Source organism: Novosphingobium sp. SG707 (assembly GCF_012275515.1).
Classification (GTDB): Bacteria; Pseudomonadota; Alphaproteobacteria; order Sphingomonadales; family Sphingomonadaceae; genus Novosphingobium.
Window position 1 is genome coordinate 1,008,720 of sequence record NZ_JAAZQL010000001.1, and the last position, 21,873, is coordinate 1,030,592.

Annotated in this window: 15 protein-coding genes and 1 riboswitch; of the genes, 5 read left to right on the forward strand and 10 right to left on the reverse strand. The window is 62.5% G+C overall.

The window, feature by feature from the left end:
- Nucleotides 1–73: 73 nt before the first annotated feature.
- Nucleotides 74–2,377: a TonB-dependent receptor gene (locus FHW92_RS04095; RefSeq protein WP_168601909.1), complete on the forward strand. Its 2,304-nt coding sequence runs from the start codon at nt 74–76 to the stop codon at nt 2,375–2,377.
- Between the two features lie 61 nt (nt 2,378–2,438).
- Here FHW92_RS04095 and FHW92_RS04100 read toward each other — a convergent pair whose 3' ends face one another.
- The gene (locus FHW92_RS04100; RefSeq protein WP_168601910.1) at nt 2,439–3,614 is read right to left on the reverse strand and encodes an MFS transporter; all 1,176 of its coding nucleotides are present in this window, start codon (nt 3,612–3,614) and stop codon (nt 2,439–2,441) included.
- Between the two features lie 95 nt (nt 3,615–3,709).
- On the opposite strand from FHW92_RS04100, the gene FHW92_RS04105 reads away from it, so the two are divergent.
- Nucleotides 3,710–4,198, forward strand: a complete 489-nt coding sequence (locus tag FHW92_RS04105) for a MarR family transcriptional regulator (RefSeq protein ID WP_168601911.1) — start codon at nt 3,710–3,712, stop codon at nt 4,196–4,198.
- Between the two features lie 34 nt (nt 4,199–4,232).
- Here FHW92_RS04105 and pnuC read toward each other — a convergent pair whose 3' ends face one another.
- Genes pnuC through FHW92_RS04120 form a run of 3 tightly spaced genes read right to left on the reverse strand, consistent with a single transcriptional unit; the run spans nt 4,233 to nt 8,219 of the window.
- Nucleotides 4,233–4,784, reverse strand: coding sequence for a nicotinamide riboside transporter PnuC (gene pnuC / locus FHW92_RS04110; RefSeq protein ID WP_168601912.1), 552 nt, complete (start codon nt 4,782–4,784; stop codon nt 4,233–4,235).
- Nucleotides 4,784–5,908 carry a phosphotransferase gene (locus FHW92_RS04115; RefSeq protein ID WP_168601913.1) on the reverse strand — a complete coding sequence of 375 codons (1,125 nt, stop codon included), beginning with the start codon at nt 5,906–5,908 and terminating at the stop codon, nt 4,784–4,786. The genes pnuC and FHW92_RS04115 overlap by 1 nt, the downstream gene beginning before the upstream one ends.
- A 4-nt stretch (nt 5,909–5,912) precedes the next feature.
- A complete protein-coding gene (locus FHW92_RS04120; RefSeq protein ID WP_246869890.1) occupies nt 5,913–8,219 on the reverse strand; it encodes a TonB-dependent receptor in 2,307 nt (768 codons plus the stop codon).
- Nucleotides 8,220–8,252: 33 nt separating this feature from the next.
- Nucleotides 8,253–8,362, reverse strand: a riboswitch (TPP riboswitch).
- A 90-nt stretch (nt 8,363–8,452) separates the two neighbouring features.
- Between FHW92_RS04120 and FHW92_RS04125 the strand changes: the two genes are divergently transcribed.
- Nucleotides 8,453–9,325, forward strand: a complete 873-nt coding sequence (locus tag FHW92_RS04125) for a Rossmann-like and DUF2520 domain-containing protein (protein ID WP_168601914.1) — start codon at nt 8,453–8,455, stop codon at nt 9,323–9,325.
- A gap of 162 nt (nt 9,326–9,487) precedes the next feature.
- Complete coding sequence (locus FHW92_RS04130) at nt 9,488–10,120, forward strand: hypothetical protein (RefSeq protein ID WP_168601915.1); 633 nt, start codon at nt 9,488–9,490, stop codon at nt 10,118–10,120.
- Nucleotides 10,121–10,142: 22 nt separating this feature from the next.
- On the opposite strand, the gene FHW92_RS04135 is transcribed toward FHW92_RS04130, so the two are convergent.
- Nucleotides 10,143–11,198 carry an aromatic ring-hydroxylating dioxygenase subunit alpha gene (locus tag FHW92_RS04135; protein WP_168601916.1) on the reverse strand — a complete coding sequence of 352 codons (1,056 nt, stop codon included), beginning with the start codon at nt 11,196–11,198 and terminating at the stop codon, nt 10,143–10,145.
- 120 nt (nt 11,199–11,318) lie between these two features.
- On the opposite strand from FHW92_RS04135, the gene FHW92_RS04140 reads away from it, so the two are divergent.
- A complete protein-coding gene (locus FHW92_RS04140; protein ID WP_168601917.1) occupies nt 11,319–11,963 on the forward strand; it encodes a TetR/AcrR family transcriptional regulator in 645 nt (214 codons plus the stop codon).
- Here the strand turns inward: FHW92_RS04140 and FHW92_RS04145 are convergent.
- The 5 genes from FHW92_RS04145 to FHW92_RS04165 form a co-directional block, all read right to left on the reverse strand.
- Nucleotides 11,960–12,886 carry a magnesium transporter CorA family protein gene (locus tag FHW92_RS04145; RefSeq protein ID WP_246869891.1) on the reverse strand — a complete coding sequence of 309 codons (927 nt, stop codon included), beginning with the start codon at nt 12,884–12,886 and terminating at the stop codon, nt 11,960–11,962. The two genes, FHW92_RS04140 and FHW92_RS04145, sit on opposite strands and share 4 nt — an antisense overlap.
- 120 nt (nt 12,887–13,006) lie before the next feature.
- The gene (locus FHW92_RS04150) at nt 13,007–14,701 is read right to left on the reverse strand and encodes a sulfatase-like hydrolase/transferase (protein ID WP_168601919.1); all 1,695 of its coding nucleotides are present in this window, start codon (nt 14,699–14,701) and stop codon (nt 13,007–13,009) included.
- Between the two features lie 27 nt (nt 14,702–14,728).
- Complete coding sequence (locus FHW92_RS04155) at nt 14,729–16,471, reverse strand: arylsulfatase (protein ID WP_168601920.1); 1,743 nt, start codon at nt 16,469–16,471, stop codon at nt 14,729–14,731.
- 73 nt (nt 16,472–16,544) lie between these two features.
- Nucleotides 16,545–18,821 carry a TonB-dependent receptor gene (locus FHW92_RS04160; protein ID WP_168601921.1) on the reverse strand — a complete coding sequence of 759 codons (2,277 nt, stop codon included), beginning with the start codon at nt 18,819–18,821 and terminating at the stop codon, nt 16,545–16,547.
- 464 nt (nt 18,822–19,285) lie between these two features.
- A complete protein-coding gene (locus tag FHW92_RS04165) occupies nt 19,286–21,634 on the reverse strand; it encodes a TonB-dependent receptor (protein WP_246869892.1) in 2,349 nt (782 codons plus the stop codon).
- Nucleotides 21,635–21,873 lie beyond the last annotated feature (239 nt).

Here is a 21,873-nt window from a genome sequence, read left to right on the forward strand (position 1 = left end):
CTACATTTGTAGATGCCAGATGAAGAATCAAAGGCGAGCCACAATCGCCAGCGAAATTGGAGGGAGAGAAATCATGAGATTCGCCACATTACGCGTGGGCCTTATGCTGGGATGCGGTCTGGCGGGCATTTCGGCCGCCCATGCCCAGTCCGCCCCGGAAGGCGCGGCGCAGGCCGGTTTGCAGGACATCGTCGTGACCGCCCAGCGCCGCACCGAAAGCGTGCAGAAGGCGGCCGTGGCCATTACGGCGGTGTCGGGCACCGAGCTGATTCGGGCGGGCATTTCGGACACAACCAACCTGCAAAGGCTGGCCCCGGCTCTCGCGGTTCAGCCCTCGGGCGGCACCACCAGCATCTATGTGCGCGGCGTGGGCACGCAGGCGGGCAATTCCTATGCCGAAAACGCGGTGGGCTTCAATTTCAACGGCGTGTTCATTGCCCGCCCCACCGCGCCTTCGGGCGTCTATTATGACCTTCAGCGCGTCGAAGTGGTCAAGGGGCCCCAGGGCACGCTTTACGGCCGCAATGCCACGGGCGGCGCGATCAACGTTCTGCCCAACCGCCCCAAGCTGGGCGAAGTGAGCGGCGATGTGAATGTGGAAGTGGGCAATTATCAGGCCCGCAAGGCGTCGGCGGCCATCAATCTGCCGCTTGGTCCGATCATGGCGCTGCGCATTGCGGGGCAGGTGGTTGATCGCAACGGCTATCTCTCCGACGGCTATGACGATGACAAGGGCGAGGCAGGCCGCGCCTCGCTGCTGATCAAGCCCTCGTCCAACTGGTCGATGACTTTGGTGGCCGATTATTATCATCAGCATGGCAAGGGCTCGGGCAATGTGCTGCTGCCCAGTTCGGTGGCCGGGGCTCCGGCCCTGTCGGCGCGCATCGGCGGGTCTGATCCGCGTTCGGTGGCCGCGCTGCAATCCTATGCCGCCACGGTCGCGGCGCCGCCCTTCTGCGGCGGGATGGGGCAACTGATCACCAGCGGCTGTGTGATGACACCGCGCGGCGACGGCTATATGAACGGCGACTTCTGGGGCATCAGCGCCCAGACCGAAGGCGATCTGGGCTTTGCCACGCTGACCGTCATTCCGGCCTATCGCAGCAGCTCGTCGAACTATCGCTCCTATCTCCCCGGCTTCATGCTTCAGGTCAGCGACAAGTCACAGCAGATGTCGCTGGAGACGCGCCTTGCCTCGAAGGATGAAGGCTCGCTGCGCTATGTCCTTGGCGGCTTTTATTTCTCCGAGGACCAGAGCGCGGTCAATTACTTCTCGCAGGGCAATCTTGCGACCACCCTGTTCAACCCGCAATTGCGCACCCAGAGCATCGCCGGTTTCGGACAGTTGACCTATCTCGTCTCGCCGCGCCTGCGCCTCGTTGCCGGTGGCCGCTATACGCATGAGACCAAGAGCCAGACCACCTCGCTGGCCGCCGGCGGCCTGCCCAATGCGGTCAATCCGCCGCTGGGCGCGCCCTTTACCGGCAACCTGTCGTTCAGCAAGGCAACGTGGAAGGCGGGCGTCGAATTTGACGCCGGGCCGCGCTCGCTGCTCTATGCCAATGTGTCGACCGGCTTCAAGGCAGGCGGCTTCTTTGTGGCCGCCCCGCCCAACAACACTTTTGCCCCGGAAATGCTGACGGCCTATACGCTGGGCAGCAAGAACCGCTTCCTGAGCAATAGGTTGCAGGTCAATCTTGAAGCATTTTACTGGGACTACAAGGACCAGCAGATTTCCTTCGTCGGCGGCGTGCCTGCGTCCAACGGCCTTTACACCCAGGGCGGCGTGACGGTGAACGCGGGCAAATCGCGTATCTACGGCACGGAAATCGAGCTGCGCTTTGCTCCGAGCAAGAGCGATCAGTTCGGCGCCACGTTGCAATATCTCAACGGTCGCTACAACAGCCTCAAAACCGCGATATTCTCCAATACCGGCGCTCCCGTCCCGACCGGATGCACCGTGACGAGCAGCCGTCTGGCCAACCCCGGCGTCAATGCCGCACGTTTCTATGATACCGACTGTTCGGGCAAGCCCACCGTCTATTCGCCCAAATGGACGCTCAATCTGGATTATGCCCATACATTCGCGTTGAAGAACGGGATGAAGCTGGTGGCGGGCGCGCGCACCGCGATCAAGTCGGACTTCTATCTGAACGTCAATTTTCAGGAGAACGAGAAGCAGGGTGCCTATCGCATGTCCGATGCCTATCTGACGCTGGAAGGCGTGGACCGGCGTTGGGAACTGACCGGCTTCATCAACAATATCGAGGATCGTGCGGTTCTGGTCCGCGCGGGCAATCGCCCCATTCTCAACGTGTCCTATGGTACGCTGGCCCCGCCGCGCACCTATGGCGTGCGCTTTGGCTACCACTTCTAAAGCGACGCCGGGCTGAAATCGCGGCAGGAGAAATGCCATCTCCTGCCGCGAATTGGCGCTGTCAACGCGCCACGGCGACTTTGAGCGGCAAATTGGGCCGCAATACGATGGCGATCCGCGCCATCACCAGACAGAGCAGCGCCATAAGCCACCAGACCGGAGCGAGGTCGGCCAAATTCTGGCGCAGAAATCCGGCCAGCAACGGCAGCAAGGCCGCCAGAACATAGCCTCCGCCTTGCACAAAACCGGCAATGGCGCCCGCTTCCTCCGGGGTTTCGCCATGATCCATCGCCACGATGAGCGAGAGCGGAAACAGCGCCCCAATCCCCAGCCCCGCCAGCACCGCCCCTGGCCACGCCATCACCAGCGGCGCCAGCGCCAGACAGAGCATCCCCAGCAACAGCGCGGCAATCGCAGTCAGCAGCGCGGGACGGCGATCCTGCGCCCGGTCGATCCATAAGGAAACGGCCAAACCGGCGATCACCTCGGCAAAGGTGACCGCGCCCAGCAATCCGCCCGCCCCTTGCGCCGACCATCCCAGTTGCGTGTAAAACGGCGGCAACCATGCCAGCACCAGCGTATAGGCCCCCGTTCCCAGCCCGAAAAAGGCCAAAAGCAACCATGCTCGCCGCGAACGATGCAGGGGGAAATGGTCCTTGGTCGCCATCGGCACCGCCACAATCAAACCTGCCGCCCCGCGCCACATCAGCAAGCCCGCCAGAGCAGGCACCGCCCACAGGCCAAGCGCCATCGGCCACCCCCAGGCCTGCGCCAACCACGGCCCCGCCATGCCCGAGATCAACGCCCCGCCCATGATCGCGGTTGAATAGAGGCCCATCAATCCGGCGGTCCGCCTCCCGGCCTGCAGGCGGATGACGGCGGGCATCAGCGCCTGCACCATGGCAATGCCGATGCCGCCCGAAATGGCCGTAGCCAGCAAGGTGCCCGCGCCGGGCCACGAGCCGCGCAAGCCATCGCTGATCAGAATGAGGATCAGGCCCAAGGCAATCCCCCAACGGTCGCCCAAAACATCCCGCATCCGCCCCGCACCCAGCAGGAGCACGCCCATCAGGGCCACGGGCAGCGTGGTCAACAGGCTGGCCCCGGTGTCCGTCAGGCCGGTATCCTGCTGCAGCCTGTCGAGCAGCGGGCCGATCACCGCGATGGAGGGGCGCAGATTGATCCCGACAAGCAGGATCGCGGCCGGAAACATCCAGCCGTAACGGGAAGGGTTCATGACGGTCTCCTTTGCGTCGGCCTTGCAAGGCGCGCTTGGGTTCGATATATCTCGATGTAGAGATATTTATCTTGACGTCAAGACAGGTGATTACCATGGACCGTGCCAGTAAAGCCGCCGACCAATGGGCCAACGAAAGGCCCGATCTCGATACGCAGGCCATGGTATTGCTGGGCCGCCTGAGCGAGGCCGCCTTGGTGATCGCCCGCGACCGGCTCAACCCCACCTTTGTCGATTTTGGCCTGCAACCGGGCGAATTCGATGTGCTGGCCACCCTGCGGCGCAGTGGGGAACCCTATGCGCTCACCCCCACCGACCTGTATGAGGCGGCGATGATCTCATCGGGCAGCATGACCAACCGGATCGACCGACTGGAAAAGGCGGGCCTTGTCGCACGCCGCCCCAACCCGGCCGACAAGCGCGGCACGCTGGTGGCGCTGACCCCGGCGGGGCTGGCGTTGATTGATCAGGCGGTGAGCGCGCATGTCGCCAACCAACAGGCGGCAGTGGCATCCTTGGATGCACGGGAAAGAGAGCAACTGTCATCCCTGCTGGAAAAGCTGCTGGCCGGGCAGCAGGGTTGAAGCGGCAAGTCCCCCGTTTGATGTATCCGGGGGCCTATCGCTCCTGCTGCCAGCGGCGATAGCCCAGCACCGCCAGCACCACCATCGCTCCATAGAGCCCCGCCGTCAGCCACAGGGCCTTGAAGGCGAACATGCCAACATAGAGCACATCCACCACGATCCACAGCAACCAGTTGGCCGCCTGTCGCCGGGCGGTCCAATATTGCGCGACAAGGCTGAAACTGCTGAGCGCGGCGTCCATCCATGGCAAAGCGGCATCGGTATAATGGCTGGTGAACCAGCCGATGGCCACCGCGCCCAAGGCGCCCGCCGTCAACCCCGCCGCCGCTTCCCATGCAGGCAGAGGCCGTACCGTGACGCGGCCGTCATCGCGCCGCCCACGACTCCACGCGAGCCAGCCATAGGCGATGGCCAGACCGAACAGGGCCTGCAACACCATATCGGCATAGAGGCGCACATCGAGGAACAGTTTGAAATAAAGCGCGCAGGCCAAAAGGTTGACGGGCCAGCACAACATAGCGCGCCGCGCCGTCAACCAGATGCCGAGGAAGCTGACTGCCACCGCGATGATTTCGAGCGGCGACATCAGCCCCCCGCCCCCCGGCGCACATCCGCCAGAAACGCCTGCCCCGCCGCCGAGGCGAACCAATGCGCATGGCCGATCAGATAGCCATCCCAGGCCAGCCCCGCCTGCGCCGGATCATTGAGCAGCCCGGCAAAATAATCGACCTCGGACAGGGCAAATTCGATGTGGACCAGCGGCAGCAGGGCAAGCAGCGTGTTCATATCCTCGGGGCTCAGCGGCCGCACCTCGCCATAGCCTTGGATCAGCCCAATCGCCGCGCCCACATCGCCCTTTATCGGCGCATTATCGGCCATATCCAGCCATGGGATGGCACTGCGCTCAATCGCGGTGGCCAGATCGTGAAGCGCGCAGGTCTGCGTGGCCAGACCGAAGTCGAAGACCGTCGCCACCTCGCCCGCCGGGGTCCAGAGGAGGTTCGACGGGTGCCAGTCATTATGAGTCCACAGCGGCGGCTGGGCGGCCAGATCCGGTGAAACCGCGCCAAGCAGAGCGGCCAGTTCCTCCTGCCACGGGCGCCCATGCAGGAATTCCGCCAGCCCGGGCCTTGCCGCGACATAGGCCCGCGCCGCCGCCATCGGATCACGCGCGGGCAGGATCGTCCAGCCAGCGATGAGCGGATCGACGCCACGCGGCGGGGCGGCAAAATCCTGCGCGGCCCGGTGCAGGCCCGCCAGGGCGCGCCCCGCCGCATGGGCATGATCGGGCGCAAGAAAACCCGTCCACGACGGGCGCTCACGATAGAGGTCCAAGCCGGGCGAGAGGCGGTGCAGCTCATAGGTCCATTCGCCCTGCGCGATGGCGGTTCGGCCCCCGGCCTCCATCAATTCGGGCACAGGCATACCGGCAGCCCGCAGATGGGCGATAAAGCCATGTTCCTGCGCCAAAACCTCAAGCGAGCGGAGCCTGTGATGGTGCCGCTTGAGGATAAACCGCCCCCCCTCGGCCTCCACCAGTGTGGCCGCCGAAAAGGGGCGCGGCGAATGCCATTGCAGCGCGGTCAGGCGCCCCGCCTGGGCGAAATGCGTCAGCACCGCCCCGGCCTCGTCCGGGGTGATGGCGGGCCAGACGGGGGCCTCCAGCTCGGTCCCCATCCCGTGGACAAGATGATGCGCCGCGCCGCTCATACCATCAGAACGCGCGGGCCAGCGTCACCACGAAAGCGCGCCCGCTGCCGATGTAATAGGACGGGGCAGCGCCGGAAATCACCGTGCCATTGCGCCCGATCGTATCCTGCGCATTCAGGCCGACACTCTGCACGCCCGAGAGCACGCGCGGATTGGTGATGTTGATCGCATTGACCCGCAGATCGGTGCGCTTGCCATCGATCCATTCGGCCAGATGCACACCCACCGACAGGTCGAGCGTGGCATAGGCGGGGATGCTCTCGTCATTCATGAAAGTCGAATATTGGCGGCCCACATATTTCAGCGCGGTGCTGCCGAACAAACGCCCGTCGTCATAGGTGCTGCCCACGCCGAACTGGAAGCTGGGGCTGGACACCGCCTGCTTGCCCCTGGTCGGCAGCCAGTCATTGCCCACGGCCAGATCGCTGTCGATCTGCGTATGCAGATATTCGCCCGAGACGTAGAGGCTCACCCCCTTGGCCGGGCGCCAGTCGATCTCGCCGTCAACGCCATAGGATGTCTGGCTGCCCGCATTGATCGTCGAATAGACGAGCGCGCCGCCGCTGTCGATCACGGTGGACAGTTGACGGTTGCGGAAATGGTAATGGAAACCTGTCAGCGAGAAGGACAGGTTCGGCCCGATGTAGCGATAGCCCAGTTCCTCCGAAACCGAATATTCGTTTTTCAGCGCGGTTGTGCCCTGCGTGCTGATCTCGCCATAATCATAGGTGTTGTAGAGCGTATATTCATTGGGTGCGCGGAAATTGGTGGTGATATTGGCGAAAACCTGCTGACGATCGTCAATCCGGTAATGCAGCGCGGCGCGGGGCAGCGCGGCGAAACTGTCGAAATGCACCCCCGATTGCGGGCCGGGCAGGAAATTGCGCCCGCTGTGCAGCACATCGACGCCCTTGAAGCCCAGATCCGCCGTCAACCGATCCGTGATCGCGATGCTGTCGGCAAGAAAGAAAGCCTTGGAAATGGTCAGCGTCCGCGCATTCTCATAGGCCAGCAGGCGCCCATCGGCGGTGCGGATAGCCTTGTCCTGATAGCCCCATTCGTCCGCCACCTGTCCATCAGCGCCGACCGAAGTATAGGACTGGATCACACGGTCATTGCCGTAATCGAACCACACCCCGGCGGTCAGGCGGTGCGCGCCCGCCTGAAACACCAGCTTGGTCACATTGCCGCCGCGAAACTGGTTGCCGGTCCAATTGCCCAGCACCGTGGCCACGCCATTGGCATCCGCGCCGGGCAGCGTGATCGGCTGGGTCAGCGCCTCGGTGCCCAGATAATTGCCGGTGGTGGCCAATTGCGTGCCATAGGGCGAGTTGCCATAGCCCCATTGCAGATAGGTGGTCGTGTCGAGGCTGAGCCGGTCATTGAAGCGCAGATGCACCGGGGCCGAGAGATAGATGTTGCGGAACGGCGCGCGATAGAAGCGCCAGTAATTGGTGTCGCCGGTCGTATAGGTCTTGTCGAAATTATACCCGCGCCCATAGGTCTGCCAATCGCCCAGCGTCGGGCCGGGATAGGTCGCGGTCTTGGCCGAATTGAACGAAATGGCAAGGCTGGCACGATTACCCTCGCCCCATTCCTTGAGCAGCTTGCCGTCAATATGGTTGCGCAGGTCATAGCCCGCCCCGCGCCAATTGTCGGCCCGATTGTTCGAATAAGAGAGGAACGCCCGCACCCCGCTGTTGCCGATCAGGCCGGTGTCGAAGCGGAAAAAGGCGCGCCGTTCATTGTAAGACCCCAGCGAAAGATCGACCAGCGCCCCGCGCTTCTTCGCCGGATCATCCAGGCTGAGCGAGAGCAGTCCGCCCGCCGTGCCCAGCACCGGCGAATCCAGATCAACCGAACCCTGCGCCAATGCCACCTGACGCACATTCTCGGCATCGGCAAATTGCGAGGGATAGGCATAGTAATATCCGATGTCATTCTGCGGCGCGCCTTCCATCAGCACGCCGATCTCATCCTGCCCCAGACCGCGCATGGTCAGGCTGGAACTGGTCGAGAGACCATAGGGATCGCTGGAAGAGACATTCGCGCCGGGCAGCAGGTTGACCAGTTGAAAGGCGTTGAGCGTGGGGGCCTGCTTGATGATGAAATCGGCGGAAATGGCGCTGATCGCCTTGGGCGCGCTCTGTTCGGGCAGCAGGCCTTCGGGATCAGGATGGCCGATGACGCGGATGGTGTCTGCGGCATTGTCGGCATCGGCGGCATGGGCCTGCACGGGGGCATGCACCGCAAAACCGGCCAGCACCAGCGCGCTGCAACCCATCAAACGCATACGGATCATATTGGCCATAATCGTCTCTCGCACTCAAAAGGGAGAGACAACGGACCGGCCGCCAACCCTCCCTACGCCGGTATCAACCGGATCAGGTTCAGCGGGTCGTGGTCTGCTGACCACCTCTCAGCCGCGCATCAGCGGCCCCCCGGGGATGGGCGCTCTCTAGGCGTTCTTTGCGCCGGTGGGAAGTCCTAAAGCCGCGACCGGGGCCACTGGCGGGTCGGACGGACAGGCCATATAGGTCGGGCATGACAAAGACACCCCGCTTTCATCGCATCGGCATTGTGGGCACAGGCCGCGTGGCGCGCGCACTGGCTCTGGGGCTGGCGGACTGGTCCGACCTGCCGCTGCTGGTCTGGGGACGATCACGCGAGCAGGCCGAGCAGTTGGGGGGCGAGGCGGCGAAGACCATGGCGCAACTGGCCCAAGCCTGCGATGTGATCGCACTGGCCGTGTCGGATAATGCATTGAATAGCGTTGCGGGCGAACTGGCCGCTGTGTGGCCGGAGCATGGCGCAGGCTTCGTCTTTCATGTCAGCGGGCGCTCCGGTCTGGCCTCGCTCGAAGTACTGGCCTTGCGCGGCGCGAAGACGGCCGCGATTCATCCGGCGATGACCTTTACCGGCGATCCCGCAGCCGAGTTGCGCCGCATGGCGGGCGCCCGCTTTGCCGTCACCGCCGCGCAGGCCGAGACCGCCGCCATCGCCCATCGGCTGGTTGCCGCGCTGGGCGGCGTGGCGGTCGATATTGCCGAGGCGCAGCGGCCCCTCTACCACGCCGCCCTATGCCATGCGGCCAATCATCTGGTCACGCTGATGGCCGGGTCGATGGAGGCGCTGGCCAACGCCGGGGTGGCCGATGGAGCGGCGCTGCTGGCGCCGCTGGTGCGGGCCGCGCTGGAGAACAGCCTGACGATGGGTTTCGGCGCGCTCTCCGGCCCTTTGCTGCGCGGAGACAGCGAAACGATCAACGGCCATCTGACGGCGCTGGAGCGCGATTGTCCCGGCCTGCTCGGGGCCTATCGCGCGATGGGAAGCGCCACGCTCGACGCGCTGGAACATGGCGGAAGGGAAGTGGCCGCTGACATGCGCGCCATGCTGCGCCAAAGTCCTTCGGAATAAGTGGGAAGATTGGCGCGCCGCTGCGGATAGAAAGGGTATTTACACTTAATGATTGTTAAACCAACAATTATTGCCATGGCCGCGTGGCTTTTCAAAGCCCTTCCGATTGTCGAACCCCGAAAAATTTGATAGAACCGCCCCATAAGTTCTGAGGAGAGGCGTATGTCGGTTACGTTTTTTGATCCCGGGGCAGGCAATTACTTCGGATACAAACATCTCTACGTCGTCGACACGCCGATGACGGTTTCCGAACTGATCGATGAAGGCATTCGGGTTCTTGCCGAACGGCGAACCGCCTCCAACCAGCGCAAACGAGGCAAGCTGAACGATCTTGTGGCCTATTATGGCGGCAGCACGAAGCCGGATCAAAACACGCTGATCGTCATGTCCCAAGGCGGACTCCTTGCCCTGGAAGTGGCCGCAACGCAGGCGGCGGCGGGTCTGACCCCCGGACAGACTCGGCAGTTCTGGTTCACGATCAGCAATGCCGCCGTGATACAGGGACGGTTAAACGCCTCCACTCTGGCGGCATCGACCGGCGACGTGAAATTGCGTGTCGGCGTCGATGGAACCGGAGTCTATGTCGATCACTTCGATGACACGCGCAACATGCGCTGGCTGCCCGTTGGCCGAAACGCCACCGACCAGTTGCAGACGATGGCATTCCGGACCACCGATAGCGAATTGCAAAACGCCATCACCCGGCTGCGCCATGTGCCGCCGCCGGGCGTCAAGCTGCCGCCTGCCATCGTCTATGGCGTGCCGGGGCTCGATCTGGGCTTTCTGGACGAATAGCGATGCCTGACCGGGCGGCTTTCTAGGCCGCCTGCTCCGCGCGGATTTGCGCCTCCAGTCGACGGCGGACCTTGAGCGCGCCATTGTCCACCCTTGCGCTGATTTCGGCAGGCAAGGTCACGCCGGATTGAAACACCCGCTCGATGGCCGCGATCGCGGCGCTGTCCTCGGGCTGAATGCGGGTACCCATGCCCAGATTGATCTGGCCCAGCGCCGGATTGTCGAGCCCGAAATCGCGCGCGGTGATGACGAAATAGCGCAGGGTCGTCGGACTGGCGGGTGTAATCATGTGGAGGAAATTGCTGGTCCCCAACCGCCGCCCGCTGGCCGCATCATGCACCGCGCCGCCGGTGCGGATCATCGCCGGTCCCAGATATTCGGCATCAAAATGCTGATGCACCGGCCCGTCCTGATCGGGAAACTGCATTTTCAGCAGGGGGTTGAGAGGCAGGTTCTCGCCTTTGCGCTGGACCGTCAGACTGTGATCCGTCTCGATCACGGCCACTGGGATCTGCGCGACCTTTTCGCCGCCGGGGATGGTCGCGGCATGGATGAAGGTGACGTGGCTGAGGTCCAGCAGGTTCTCGATCAGCAAAGTGTAGCGCGCGGCCACTTCACAGACCGGATGCTGTTCCGATGCCCAATCCGGCCGCCCCAGCCCCACCGCGCCCAAATCGGGAAGCAGCGCCGGATCGGCCAGATCGGCCTGCCCGGTCCAGATCCACACCAGATCGCCCTGTTCAGCCACAGGATAGCGCCGCAACGAGGATTTCTGCGGCACGCCGCTCTGGCTGGGCACCAGCACGCAGCCGCCATCGGCGCCAAAGGTGAAACCATGATAGCCGCATTGCACATGGTCGCCCACCAGCCGCCCCATTTCCAGCGGAAAGGCGCGATGCGGGCAAATGCCTGACAGGGCCACCGCCTCGCCCGCCTCGGTGCGATAGAGCAGCACCCGTTCGCCCAGAATATCGCGGGCCAGCAGGTCGCGCCCCACCTCGGCGGCATAGGCCGCGACCCACCATTGGTTGCGCGGATAGGGTTGCTCGACGGTCAGCGGATAGGTTGGCGAGGTCATGGCATTCTCCCGTATGGTGCCCTTTGGGCTGGCCTTTGTTTGTCATATGACAAAGATATTTGTCAATCGACAAACTTACCCCCTCTTGCGCGCCGCAGACCGCCAAGGCATGAGGGCGCAATGCCCCGCGCCAAAGCCGCCAACGCCCGCTATGCCAAAACCCGCTATGACGGAGCGGAAAACCGCCGCCTCGTGCTGGAGGCGGCGCTGAGCGTCTTTTCCGATCTGGGCTTTGCCGGAGCCAGCACGCGCGCCATTGCTTCGCGCGCCGGGATCGAACAGGGTCATCTGGCCTATTATTTCCCGTCCAAGCTGGCGCTGTGGCAACAGGTGATCGAGGCTTTTGCCCGCGAGGGAGAGCTTTATCTGGCCGGGCACCTCACGCCCGACATGCTCCGCGATCCCCGACAGGCGGCGCGGCAAGTGCTGCCCGGCTATCTGCGCAGCTATGCTGAAAATCCGCGCCTGACGCGCCTGATGCTGCAGGAGTTTTCCGTTCTTTCCGAGCGCCACGCATGGGTGGTCGAAACCATCGGCAAGCCGGTGTGGGACAGGCTGCGCCCGTTGTTTCAGGCTCTGGCCGAGGTGGGCGCGCTGGGCCACGCCACACCGGAAATCGCCTATTTCAGCATGATCGGCTCAGCGCTCATCACCTTTGGCAATCCCGACCTGATCGCCGCCATGACCGGGGCCGATCCGCGCGCGCCAAGCTGGATCGAGCGCGCCATTGACCATATGATCGGGCAGATCCTGATCCCGGCCTAAAGCCATTTGCGCCATTTGAACCACAGATAGGGGATAAGCGTCGTCACCAGACACAGGCCCAAAGCCATGGGATAGCCCCAGGCCCATGACAATTCGGGCATGTTGTGAAAATTCATCCCATAGATCCCGACCACCAGCACCGGCGGAATGCCCGCCACCGAGGCCACCGTCAGCACCTTGACCACATCGTTCTGCTCGATGCTGATCAGGCTGTTGGCAGCGTCCTGAAGAAACTGGGTGCGGGACGACAGGCTCATCTCGAATTCATCGAGCGAGGCTATGTCGTGGATCAGCGACTGAAGCCGGGTGGCCAGATCGTCATCGAGATGGTCCTGGCACCGATCCGCGACAAAGGAGGCCATGCGGCCGATGCTCAAAAACATATAGCGCACCCGCGAGGCCCGGTCATAGGCCCGCCCCAGCTTGATGATCGAATGGCGCAGGATTGCGGTTTCCCGGCTCAATCCGCGCGCATCAAGATCGGTGTAGAAGATCGTGCGCGAAACCGAGGCGATCATTTCGGAGACATGCTCAAGCTGATCGGCGGCGCGGTCCACCAGCTCTTCCAGCACCCGCACCAGCACGCCCGCAGGCGTTGGCTCGGGACGCGATTTCAAGGCTTCGGCCGCGATGTCAAAAGCCTTGATATGCGCAAAATGGGTGGTCACCAGCACATCGCCGGTGAGGATGAAGCCGGCCGGCGCCATCACCCACCTTTCCCCTTCCGATGGCGTCATCAGGGGCGCGCTCATGTTCAGCACACCATCGTGGATGCGCAACCGGCTCGAACTCTCGATCTCCTGCAGGGCTTCCAGCGTCGGCACACGAATGCCGTAAAGCTTCTCAATCTCCTGACATTCGGCCTCGTCGGGTTCGCAAAGATCAATCCATACCCCGCCGATCCCTTCAACCGCTTCGCTCATGATGGTCTTCATCGGGGGCCTTCATCCTGCCATGGCTTTGCGAAAACAACGCCCTAAGTGCCGTATGGCTCCGCGCATCGCAACAATCATGTCAGATCGGGCGCGCGGCCCCCAACAGACCTAGGGCGTCAGCCATCCGCGCGGATTGCTTTGCGCCTGTTGCTGCATGGCCGCCAGCGCCTGCTGCAAGGCTTTGGCGCGGTCGGGATACAGGCCGATGACATTCTGCGATTCATTATCCGCGGCCAGATCATACAAGGCCGGACCAATCGGATGCGCCCGCCCGGCTGCCCCGCCCATGGGACCATTGTCATCAAACGGCTCGATGAATTTGAAGCGATTGTCCCGCACCGCCACCAGTTTTCCAGTCCATGTGGTCGTGTAGAACAGCGTGTCGCGCACATTGGCCGCCTGCCCCGCCAGCATCGGGCGCAGGTCCTTGCCGTCCATCGCCCGGTCGGTGGGCATGGGAATGCCGTTCATACCCAGAATGGTGGGGAACAGATCGACATTCATCGCCATCCCGTCCACCACCGCGCCGGGCCGCGTCACATGGGGCCAGATCACAAAGGCGGGCACGCGCATGCCCCCTTCCCACACTTCGCCCTTGCGCCCGCGCAGATTGCCTACCGAGCCGTCATAATCGCCGCCATTGTCGCTGGTGACGACCAGAAGCGTGTTTTCCGAAAGGTGCATCTCATCCAGCGCCTTGACGATGCGCCCCACCTGATGGTCCAGATCCTCCACCACATCGCCGTAAAGGCCGCCGCGTGACTGGCCGCTGTGCGCCGGATTGGCCACATGGGGCCAATGGGGGGCGGTAAACGGCACATAGGCGAAGAAGGGGCGATCCCGGTTCTGGCCGATGAAGGAAATGGCCTCGTCGGCAAAGCGCTCGTTCAGCGTTTCCTGCCGGGTCTGCGCGCTGGCCGTATCCACCGTCTGGTTGCGATAGATGGCCAGCGGCTTCATGTCATTGCTGTAATGCACGCCGAAATAGGTCTGGAAACCCAGATCGTTGGGCCTGCTGCCCGCCACATCGCCCAGATGCCATTTGCCAAAGGCGCCCGTGGCATAGCCCGCCTTGCCCATCACCTCGGCCAGCGTAATTTCATCGCGCGGCAAAGCATTGGCCCAGCCCAGCGAGCGGCGCAGCGTGGCCATGGGATGATCGCTGGGGAAGAACACATGATGTGCCGCGCCCGAACGATGCGGCAACCGCCCGGTCAGCAGCGCCGCGCGCGAGGGCGTGCATACCGGAGAGCCGGAATAGGCCTGCGTCAACCGCGCCCCGCGCGTGGCCAGCGCGTCAATATTGGGCGTGCGGATCAGCGTGTTGCCATAGGAGGAGAGATCGCCATAGCCCAGATCGTCGAACAGCAGGACGACGACATTCATCTTCCGGCCATGGGCGGCGGCCTTGGCCACCTGATCGAGATAGGCCTGCTTTTGCGCGGCATGTTCGACCGCCGGTTCGCCCCGCATCGCCGCCGCGCCCGCCAGCAGGCGATTGGGCGCCATGGTCAGATTGGCGCTGACCTGTCCAGTGGCGGGCACATCGACCGTTTGGTGCACCGGCGCCAGAAAGGGCACCGAGGCGCTGACCGACATCGCGCCTGCGGGCAGCGTGTCAAAGCGGTAATGCCCCTCGCTGTCGGTCGTGGTTTCGCGCATCAGTTCCGGGATGGTCAGCCGCAGCCCTGCCATCGGTTTGCCATCCGGCCCGGTCACGCTGCCGGCCACCTCGCCCGCCATGGCCGGGGCGGCCCAGAGCAGGGTGAGCGCGAGCGCGAGGCGGTTTGCTTTGCACTTCATCGACATGTCCTTCCTGTTGGGCCGGGCTTAATTGCCTGCAACGTTGACGGGCGTCCGGTCGAACAGATCCCGCCCGGCGCAGGTGAACGACATGGGCTGGGACAAAGCGACGCCCACATGGCGCTTCCACTCCTCATCCCAGAGCGCCTTGAGCCGGGCGACCTGTTCGGGATATTGCGCGGCCAGATCATGGGCCTCGGAAAAATCCTTGCCCAGATCGAACAATTGCCAATGGTCCTGACCATAGGGCGTGTTGCAGCCATGGATGGTGATCGCGCGCCAGTTGCCGTCGGTGATCGCCCGGTTGCCGCGCAGTTCGAAATATTGCGTCCGGCGGCCCGGCGCATCGGGATGGGTCATCGTGGCCAGCACCGAGCGGCCCGCCACCGGCATCTGGCGCACGCCATCGACGATCGCTTCGAAACCGGTGCCCGCCGCGTCCAGCAGCGTGGGGGCAATATCGATGACATCGACGAATTGCCGCCGGACCGCCCCCGGATCGGGCACTTGCGCGGCGGGCCAATGCATGATCATCGGCGTGCGCGTGCCGCCCGAATAGGGCCACAGCTTATAACGCCGCAGCGGCGTGGTTCCGGCAAAGGCCCATGGTCGGGGATAGGCGGCCTGCGTCTTGACCGTGCCCAGTTCGTCCAACCGCGCGCGCTGTTCGGCAATGGGTATGTGGTTGGGCATGTAAAGACCGTCAAACTCGCCGTCCTGCCCGGCCTCGGCCGCCGCGCCATTGTCGGAGAGCAGCACGATCAGCGTGTTTTCCATCAGCCCAAGCCGGCGCAATGTGTCCAGCACCCGGCCGATCTGATGGTCGCAATGTTCGATGAAACCGGCATAGACCGCCATATAGCGGGCAAAGACGACCTTCTCGTCCTCGGACAGGTCTTTCCACGCCCGGTCGGCCGCCTCGCGTCCGGGCAGCAGCGTTTCGGGCGGGATGATGTCCATCTGCTTCATGCGGGCGAAACGTTCCTCGCGGATGGCGTCCCAGCCCTTTTCATAGACCGCATCATAGGGCCGCGACCATTCGCGCGGCACCTGAATGGGCGCATGAGCGGTGCCAAAGGCCAGGTTGAGGTAGAAAGGCTTGTCTTTGCCCTCGCCGCCCGCATGACGCTGGATCAGGTCGATCGCATGGTCGGCCAAATCGACCGAAAGATGGTAATCGGCGGGCAAATCGCGTTGCACATAGCCGTTGTTTTCGACCAGTTGCGGCTTGTACTGATCGGTCCAGCCCTTTGGAAAACCATAGAAATAGTCAAAACCGCGCTGAAGCGGCCAGTTTTCACGCGAGCGGTTGGGGCCAAGGTGGTCCAGCGGGATCAGATGCCATTTGCCCACCGCCCAGGTGGCATAGCCTTGTCGCTGCAACACCTGCGCCATGGTCTGGGCATTGGCGGGCAGGCGGAACATGGCAGGGATGCGCGGATCATCATGCATCGGTCCGGCCACATCGGGTACGTCAGGCATGTTGACCGAATGACTGTTGCGCCCCGTCATCAACGCCGCGCGGGTTGATGCACATACTGCCTTGGTATCAAACCTTGCATAGCGTAATCCGCCCGCGGCCAGACTGTCCATCGCCGGGGTGCGGATTTCGGCGCCAAAGCAGCCAAGATCGGAATAGCCCACATCGTCGAGCACAATGGTCACGATGTTGGGGCGCGTGCGCCCGCTGGCGGCCTGAATACGCGATGCGCCCGCAAGGGCCGTGGCTGCCAGCAGGGTGGCAGCAAAACGCCGACGAGTGAGGTTCATAAAACGGGGATTTCCATATGACGCCGGAAGGGGGCCATGAAGAGGGGTGGCCCCCTTCCGACAAGGGAAGGGATCAGAAGCGGACAGCAGCCTCCACCCCGACGGTGCGGAACGCGTCGGTGGTCAGCAACTGGGTATAGCCAGCGCCGGTGGAGGAGGTGTCGAGATATCCGGTCCCCATACTGGTGACGAAATGCTGGTTGCCCAGATTCTTGCCCCAAACCGTCAGGCGATAGCGGCGATCCTGCGTCTCAAGGCTGAGCGAGCCGTTGAGCAGGCCATAGCCGCCCTGAACCGTGTTCGGGTCGGAATAGGCAAAGAACACCGACGAACGATAGGTGTAGCCCAGATTGGCCTTGGCGCGCAGATTATCGCCAATGTCGCGCGTGTAGTCGGCGCCCAGCGTGAAGGCCCATTTGGGCGCATTGGCCAGCGATTGACCCGACACATTCTGCTGGCCGCCGGTACAGCCCAGCGCTGCCGTCTGGCCCGGATAGCAAGAGATGATGAAGCCATCGACCTTGGTTTCGGTATAGGCCACATTGCTCGACAGGTTGAGGCCGGGCGCCGCACGCACCGAGGCTTCAAGCTCCACGCCGTTCGAGGTCAGCTTGCCCGCATTCGACAGGGTGAAGGTGGACAGCAGCGCGTTGAAGGTCTGGGCCTGAAAGTTCTCAAATGTCTCGTGAAAACCCGTGACGTTGAAAGTCAGCTTGCGGTCAAACATCTGCGTGCGCAGACCCACTTCCAGATTGCGGGCGATTTCCGGCTTCAGGATCGCCTGACCCGAATTCACGACGGCTGCGTTCAGGTTGTTGAGCATGTTGATGGCCGGGCCCTTGTACCCGCGGGTATAGGTGACATAGGCCATGAGATCGCGCGAGATCTTGTAATCCGCGCCCAGCTTGTAGCTGAAATCGCGGTTGGCAAAATGCAGCGGCGGCGACAGATAGGCCGCCCCGCTCTGCCCCGGACCGGCGGCGCCGGGCATGTTGTAGCGGTTGAAATTGGCGGTGGCGTCTTCAGCCGTATAGCGGAAGCCGCCGATCAGCGAGAGCGCGTCGGTGGCATGGAAGGTCAACTGGCCAAAGGCGGCGCCATTGTTGCTCTTGATGCCGCGATCAACCTGCGCGCCCAGAAACTGGCCCGGGGGCAGAGCCGTCGGGCCGTTGCCCGCAACCTGCGTGGTGGTCTTGAGATCCTGCCAGAAATAATAGAGGCCCAGCACATATTCCAGACGCTGGTGCGCAGGCGAGGTCAGGCGCAATTCCTGCGTGAACTGCTTCTGGTTCTGAAGCGCGTTGTTGAGGTCATAGATGTTGATCTGCGTGCCATCGAGGTCATTGTTGTCAAAGCTCTTGAAGGTGCGATAGGCCGAAATGGCCGTCAGCGTCTGACCCAGCACCTTGGTGTTGAATTCGGCCGAAACGCCATTCGCGCTCTGGTTGCCGAACGTGTCACCGTTGATGTTCACCGTGCGGTTGATGGGGCCAAGCTGTTGCCCGGCGGTCAACTGGGTGCGGGTCTGGCCGGTGTAATAGGTGGTGGTGGGCAGGATCGAGCGGATGGTCGAGACGCAGCAGCGTCGGTCATTCTTCGAATAGTCGCCGATGATATAGAGCGAGGTGTCGCTGTCCGGCTCCCACAGCAACTTGCCGCGCAGGCCCCAGCCGTTGGTGTTGTTCAGGTTCTGGCCGTTGTAGAGATTGGTGATGACGCCATCGGCGGTCGAACGAAAGCCCGACACACGCATCGCCAACCGGCCCTGGTCCAGCACAACGGACGCCGAACCCTTGATGCGCAGGTCATTGTACGAGCCATAGCTGACGGCGGCATCGAGAGTGTTCTTGGTCAGATTGGGCTTTTCGGTGACCAGATTGATTGCGCCCGCGCTGGCATTCTTGCCAAACAGCGTGCCCTGCGGCCCGCGCAGCACTTCGACCCGGTTGATGTCGCTGAAATCGAAGAAAGAGGCGGCCGAGCGGCCGATCACCACCCCGTCGATCACGGTCGAAACCGAAGGCTCGACGCCATCGGAGAAGTTGAGCGTGCCGATACCGCGCACCGAAACGCCCTGCCCGCGCGTGTTGGCGCTGTTGGTGAAATTCACCGAAGGGGCGATCTGGGCAAGCTGGTCGATGCCGGCCACGCGGTTGTTGATCAGCGCGGCCGAGGAAAGCACCGAGACCGAGACAGGAACATCCTGAAGGTTCTGTTCGCGCTTTTGCGCGGTCACGATGATTTCGCCATTGTCGGCGGGCGCCTGGGCGGTTTGCGCCTGTGCGGCGCAACCGATGGTCAGCGCGATGGCGCTGGTAAAGACGCAAAGCGCCTTGCTGTGGCGTTGCATATATCCCCTCCTGTTGCGTCGGTCCTTTGCAGACCGACTGCTTGTGTAATTCGTTTCGCGCGTTGCCCCCGGTGTCCGGGAAGAGACTCATGACAAGGTTGTCTTGCGCTGAGACAACATTGTCTCAGACCGATGGCAAGTCAAGTCAGAGCGCTCCAAAAACACGTCCGGAGACTTTTGCCGGCGGTCCGACGCTGGATTCAAACGCTGGAAACGCACCTGATCCAAAGATGGGCAGCGGAAGTATTTCCAATGTTTTTCAGATTTTTGATGGATGCCTCAGCCCCCTCTCCGGGCCCATCCATCCATTCGTATGCGACCATGCCCTTGGAGAAAAGCAGAGCCATTAATAAAGCGCCGTTCCTGGCAGGCCCGCAAAGCAGGCGTCGGACGGTGCCGAAAGGGGGGGGCTTCGCCCGACAAGGGGCGCCGGAAGGGAAATCATCCCCTCCGGCCGATATGGATCAGAAGCGGGCGCCGAAGGTGGCGCCGAAGTAACGATTGGCGTCCTTGTTGACAAAGGCGGTCAGATCGTTGGCATTGGTGGCGCTGGCCAGCAGGCTGGTATGCGCCATCGACGAATAATAGTTCTGATTAAGCAGGTTACGCACAAAGACCGTGAAGGTGTAGTGCTTGTCCGGCCCCTGCACGCCGATGCTGGCATCGACCATCGCATAGGGCTTTTGCGTCAGCATCGGGTCCTGCGAAATGTCGAAGATCTGGCGGCTTTGATAATTGACGCTGAACTGGCCGAAACCGGTCAGATTGGTGCCCGGGATATCGGCCTCATAGCGGGGCGAGACCATGATACGCCATTCGGGCGCATAGGGCAGACGGCCATTGACGATATTCTGCTGGCCCGTGCCCGAACCATAGCAGGTGTTGGCGGGCGGCGTGCCGCCGATGGGAACCACATAGAGGTTCGCCTGATTTTGCAGAGCGCAGCTCAATCCGTCGGCCGTGATCGTCGATTTGGCATAGGTCACGCCAAAGCCCACCGAGAACTGGTTCGAGGGGCGCAGCGTGCCTTCGATTTCAAAGCCTTTGGTGGTCGACTTGCCCGCATTGGTCTGGGCAAAGGCGGGTGCCGAGGGCGTGCCGACATTGGCCAGAACCTGAAGGTTGGTGTAATTCGACAGGAAGGCGGCGAAAGTGACGCTCAGCAGATTGTCGCGCGTGCGGCCCTTGAAGCCCACTTCAAACGCATTGACATATTCGGGCAGCACCGGGGTCTGGGTGGCGAAATTGGTCGCCGGTTCGGTGTTGAAGCCATAGCCCTTATAGCCGCGGGTGAAGCTGGCATAGGTCTGGGCATTGCGGCTGAATTCGTACTTGGCGCCGACCTTGCCCGTAAGCGCGGTGTCGGATGCCGAGCGATAACCCGAAATTGCGCCAAAGCCCGGGATCGCCGCATCGGTGGGATATTGCGGCGCGGGACCATAGCGTACGCCGTCAACCGAGGTCTTCTCACGCTGGAGACGGGCGCCGCCCAGCAGTTTCAGATTGCCGACCACGCGATATTCAAGCTGACCGAAGGCCGAAACGCTCTCCGACTTGTTATAGGCGTGCGAGAAGACCGAACGATAGGTCGGCGCAGCGCAGACATCGCCCAGCGTACCAGTGCTGCAAAGCGCCTGGCGACGCAGGAAATCGCGCGTTACCGAAGTATTGGCATAGAACACACCGGCCACATAGGTCAGATCACTCTTGCCGTTCGAGCCAATGCGCAATTCCTGCGAAAAGCTGCTCAGACCGATGGTGCCGCCATTCTGGTTGAACTGGGCAATGCCGCCCGTATAGACCGGCAGTGGATTGTTGATACGATCGACGACGTTGTTCGCATCATTCTCATAATGCTGATAGGCCGTGATCGAAGTGACCGTCGCGCCGCCCAGGTCAAGATTGCCTTCAAGCGAAAGCGTGTACTGGCTTTCATTGTTGAAGGAATCGGAATCGTCGATGATGCGGCGGTTCGTGGGCGATGCCGTGATGCCTGGCGAAAGCGCGATAACTGCGGGCGTCACCGTCTGCACCGCCACCGACTGACAGCACAGCGCATTGCTCTTGCGATAGTCGGCGCTGGCCAGGAAGTTCAGGTTTTCCGTGGCATCCCACAACAGTTTGCCGCGCACGCCCCAAGACTTGCTGCCATTGACATTGCGCTTGGTGGCCACGTTATAGATATAGCCGTCGACATCATTGTAATAGGCGCTGATGCGGGCGGCGACCGTCTCGGACAAGGGACCGGAAACCGTGCCCTTCACGCGGTATTCGCCCTTTTCGGCGATGGTGGCTTCCATCGAGGCGGTGGGCTTGCGGCTGGGCTTGGCGGTGATCACGCTGACCACGCCGGCGGTGGCGTTCTTGCCGAACAGCGTGCCCTGCGGGCCGCGCAGCACTTCGATGCGCTCAATATCGGCGAAATCGGAAAATCCCTGCGTCGCGCGGGCCGCAACGACCCCGTCGACAACGGTGGAGACCGAAGCCTCGACGCCAAGGCTGAAGAGCTGCGAACCGACGCCGCGAATGCGGAAACCATTGGACTGCGAGCCCTGCCCTTGCTGGAATGTCAGCGAGGGGACCGCGCGGGACAGCGAGGCGGTATCATTGATCTGCGCCCGGGCCAGACTGTCGGCGGTGACGGCAGACACGGCGACCGGCACATCCTGCAGGCGTTCGGCGCGTTTCTGCGCGGTGACGACGATTTCGCCCGGCGCCGTCGGGACCGCTCCGTCGGCCGTCTGGGCGATGGCAGGTGCGCAAATGGCCATGGTGGCAACGCCCGTCATCAGGGCGCAAAGAGGCCTCAACATTACAACTCCCCCTTGTGGTTATGGCCGGATGCATAGCGAAGGCGGATCGGGAGTCAAATAAATACCAACGATTTCCCTTTACGAATACGATTGAAGGAATTCCGATGCAGGTCAGAACAATATTTCCCATTATATGGATTTATATATATGTTTTTAAAATATTAAGTTGACATTCGGAAATCGATTCCATCGCTAGAATCCTAGAAAATTGCCCAACCCCTCACCCCGCTCCCCCACCA

Excerpts from the sequence above, each read along its gene's own strand:
- FHW92_RS04155 (WP_168601920.1), bottom strand. The coding sequence starts at position 16,471 with ATGAACCTCACTCGTCGGCGTTTTGCTGCCACCCTGCTGGCAGCCACG.
- pnuC (WP_168601912.1), bottom strand. The coding sequence starts at position 4,784 with ATGTCGCCGCTCGAAATCATCGCGGTGGCAGTCAGCTTCCTCGGCATC.
- FHW92_RS04105 (WP_168601911.1), top strand. The coding sequence starts at position 3,710 with ATGGACCGTGCCAGTAAAGCCGCCGACCAATGGGCCAACGAAAGGCCC.
- FHW92_RS04135 (WP_168601916.1), bottom strand. The coding sequence starts at position 11,198 with ATGACCTCGCCAACCTATCCGCTGACCGTCGAGCAACCCTATCCGCGC.
- FHW92_RS04160 (WP_168601921.1), bottom strand. The coding sequence starts at position 18,821 with ATGCAACGCCACAGCAAGGCGCTTTGCGTCTTTACCAGCGCCATCGCG.
- FHW92_RS04125 (WP_168601914.1), top strand. The coding sequence starts at position 8,453 with ATGACAAAGACACCCCGCTTTCATCGCATCGGCATTGTGGGCACAGGC.
- FHW92_RS04145 (WP_246869891.1), bottom strand. The coding sequence starts at position 12,886 with ATGAGCGAAGCGGTTGAAGGGATCGGCGGGGTATGGATTGATCTTTGC.
- FHW92_RS04165 (WP_246869892.1), bottom strand. The coding sequence starts at position 21,634 with ATGTTGAGGCCTCTTTGCGCCCTGATGACGGGCGTTGCCACCATGGCC.
- FHW92_RS04120 (WP_246869890.1), bottom strand. The coding sequence starts at position 8,219 with ATGGCCAATATGATCCGTATGCGTTTGATGGGTTGCAGCGCGCTGGTG.
- FHW92_RS04150 (WP_168601919.1), bottom strand. The coding sequence starts at position 14,701 with ATGAAGTGCAAAGCAAACCGCCTCGCGCTCGCGCTCACCCTGCTCTGG.
- FHW92_RS04115 (WP_168601913.1), bottom strand. The coding sequence starts at position 5,908 with ATGAGCGGCGCGGCGCATCATCTTGTCCACGGGATGGGGACCGAGCTG.
- FHW92_RS04095 (WP_168601909.1), top strand. The coding sequence starts at position 74 with ATGAGATTCGCCACATTACGCGTGGGCCTTATGCTGGGATGCGGTCTG.
- FHW92_RS04130 (WP_168601915.1), top strand. The coding sequence starts at position 9,488 with ATGTCGGTTACGTTTTTTGATCCCGGGGCAGGCAATTACTTCGGATAC.
- FHW92_RS04100 (WP_168601910.1), bottom strand. The coding sequence starts at position 3,614 with ATGAACCCTTCCCGTTACGGCTGGATGTTTCCGGCCGCGATCCTGCTT.
- FHW92_RS04140 (WP_168601917.1), top strand. The coding sequence starts at position 11,319 with ATGCCCCGCGCCAAAGCCGCCAACGCCCGCTATGCCAAAACCCGCTAT.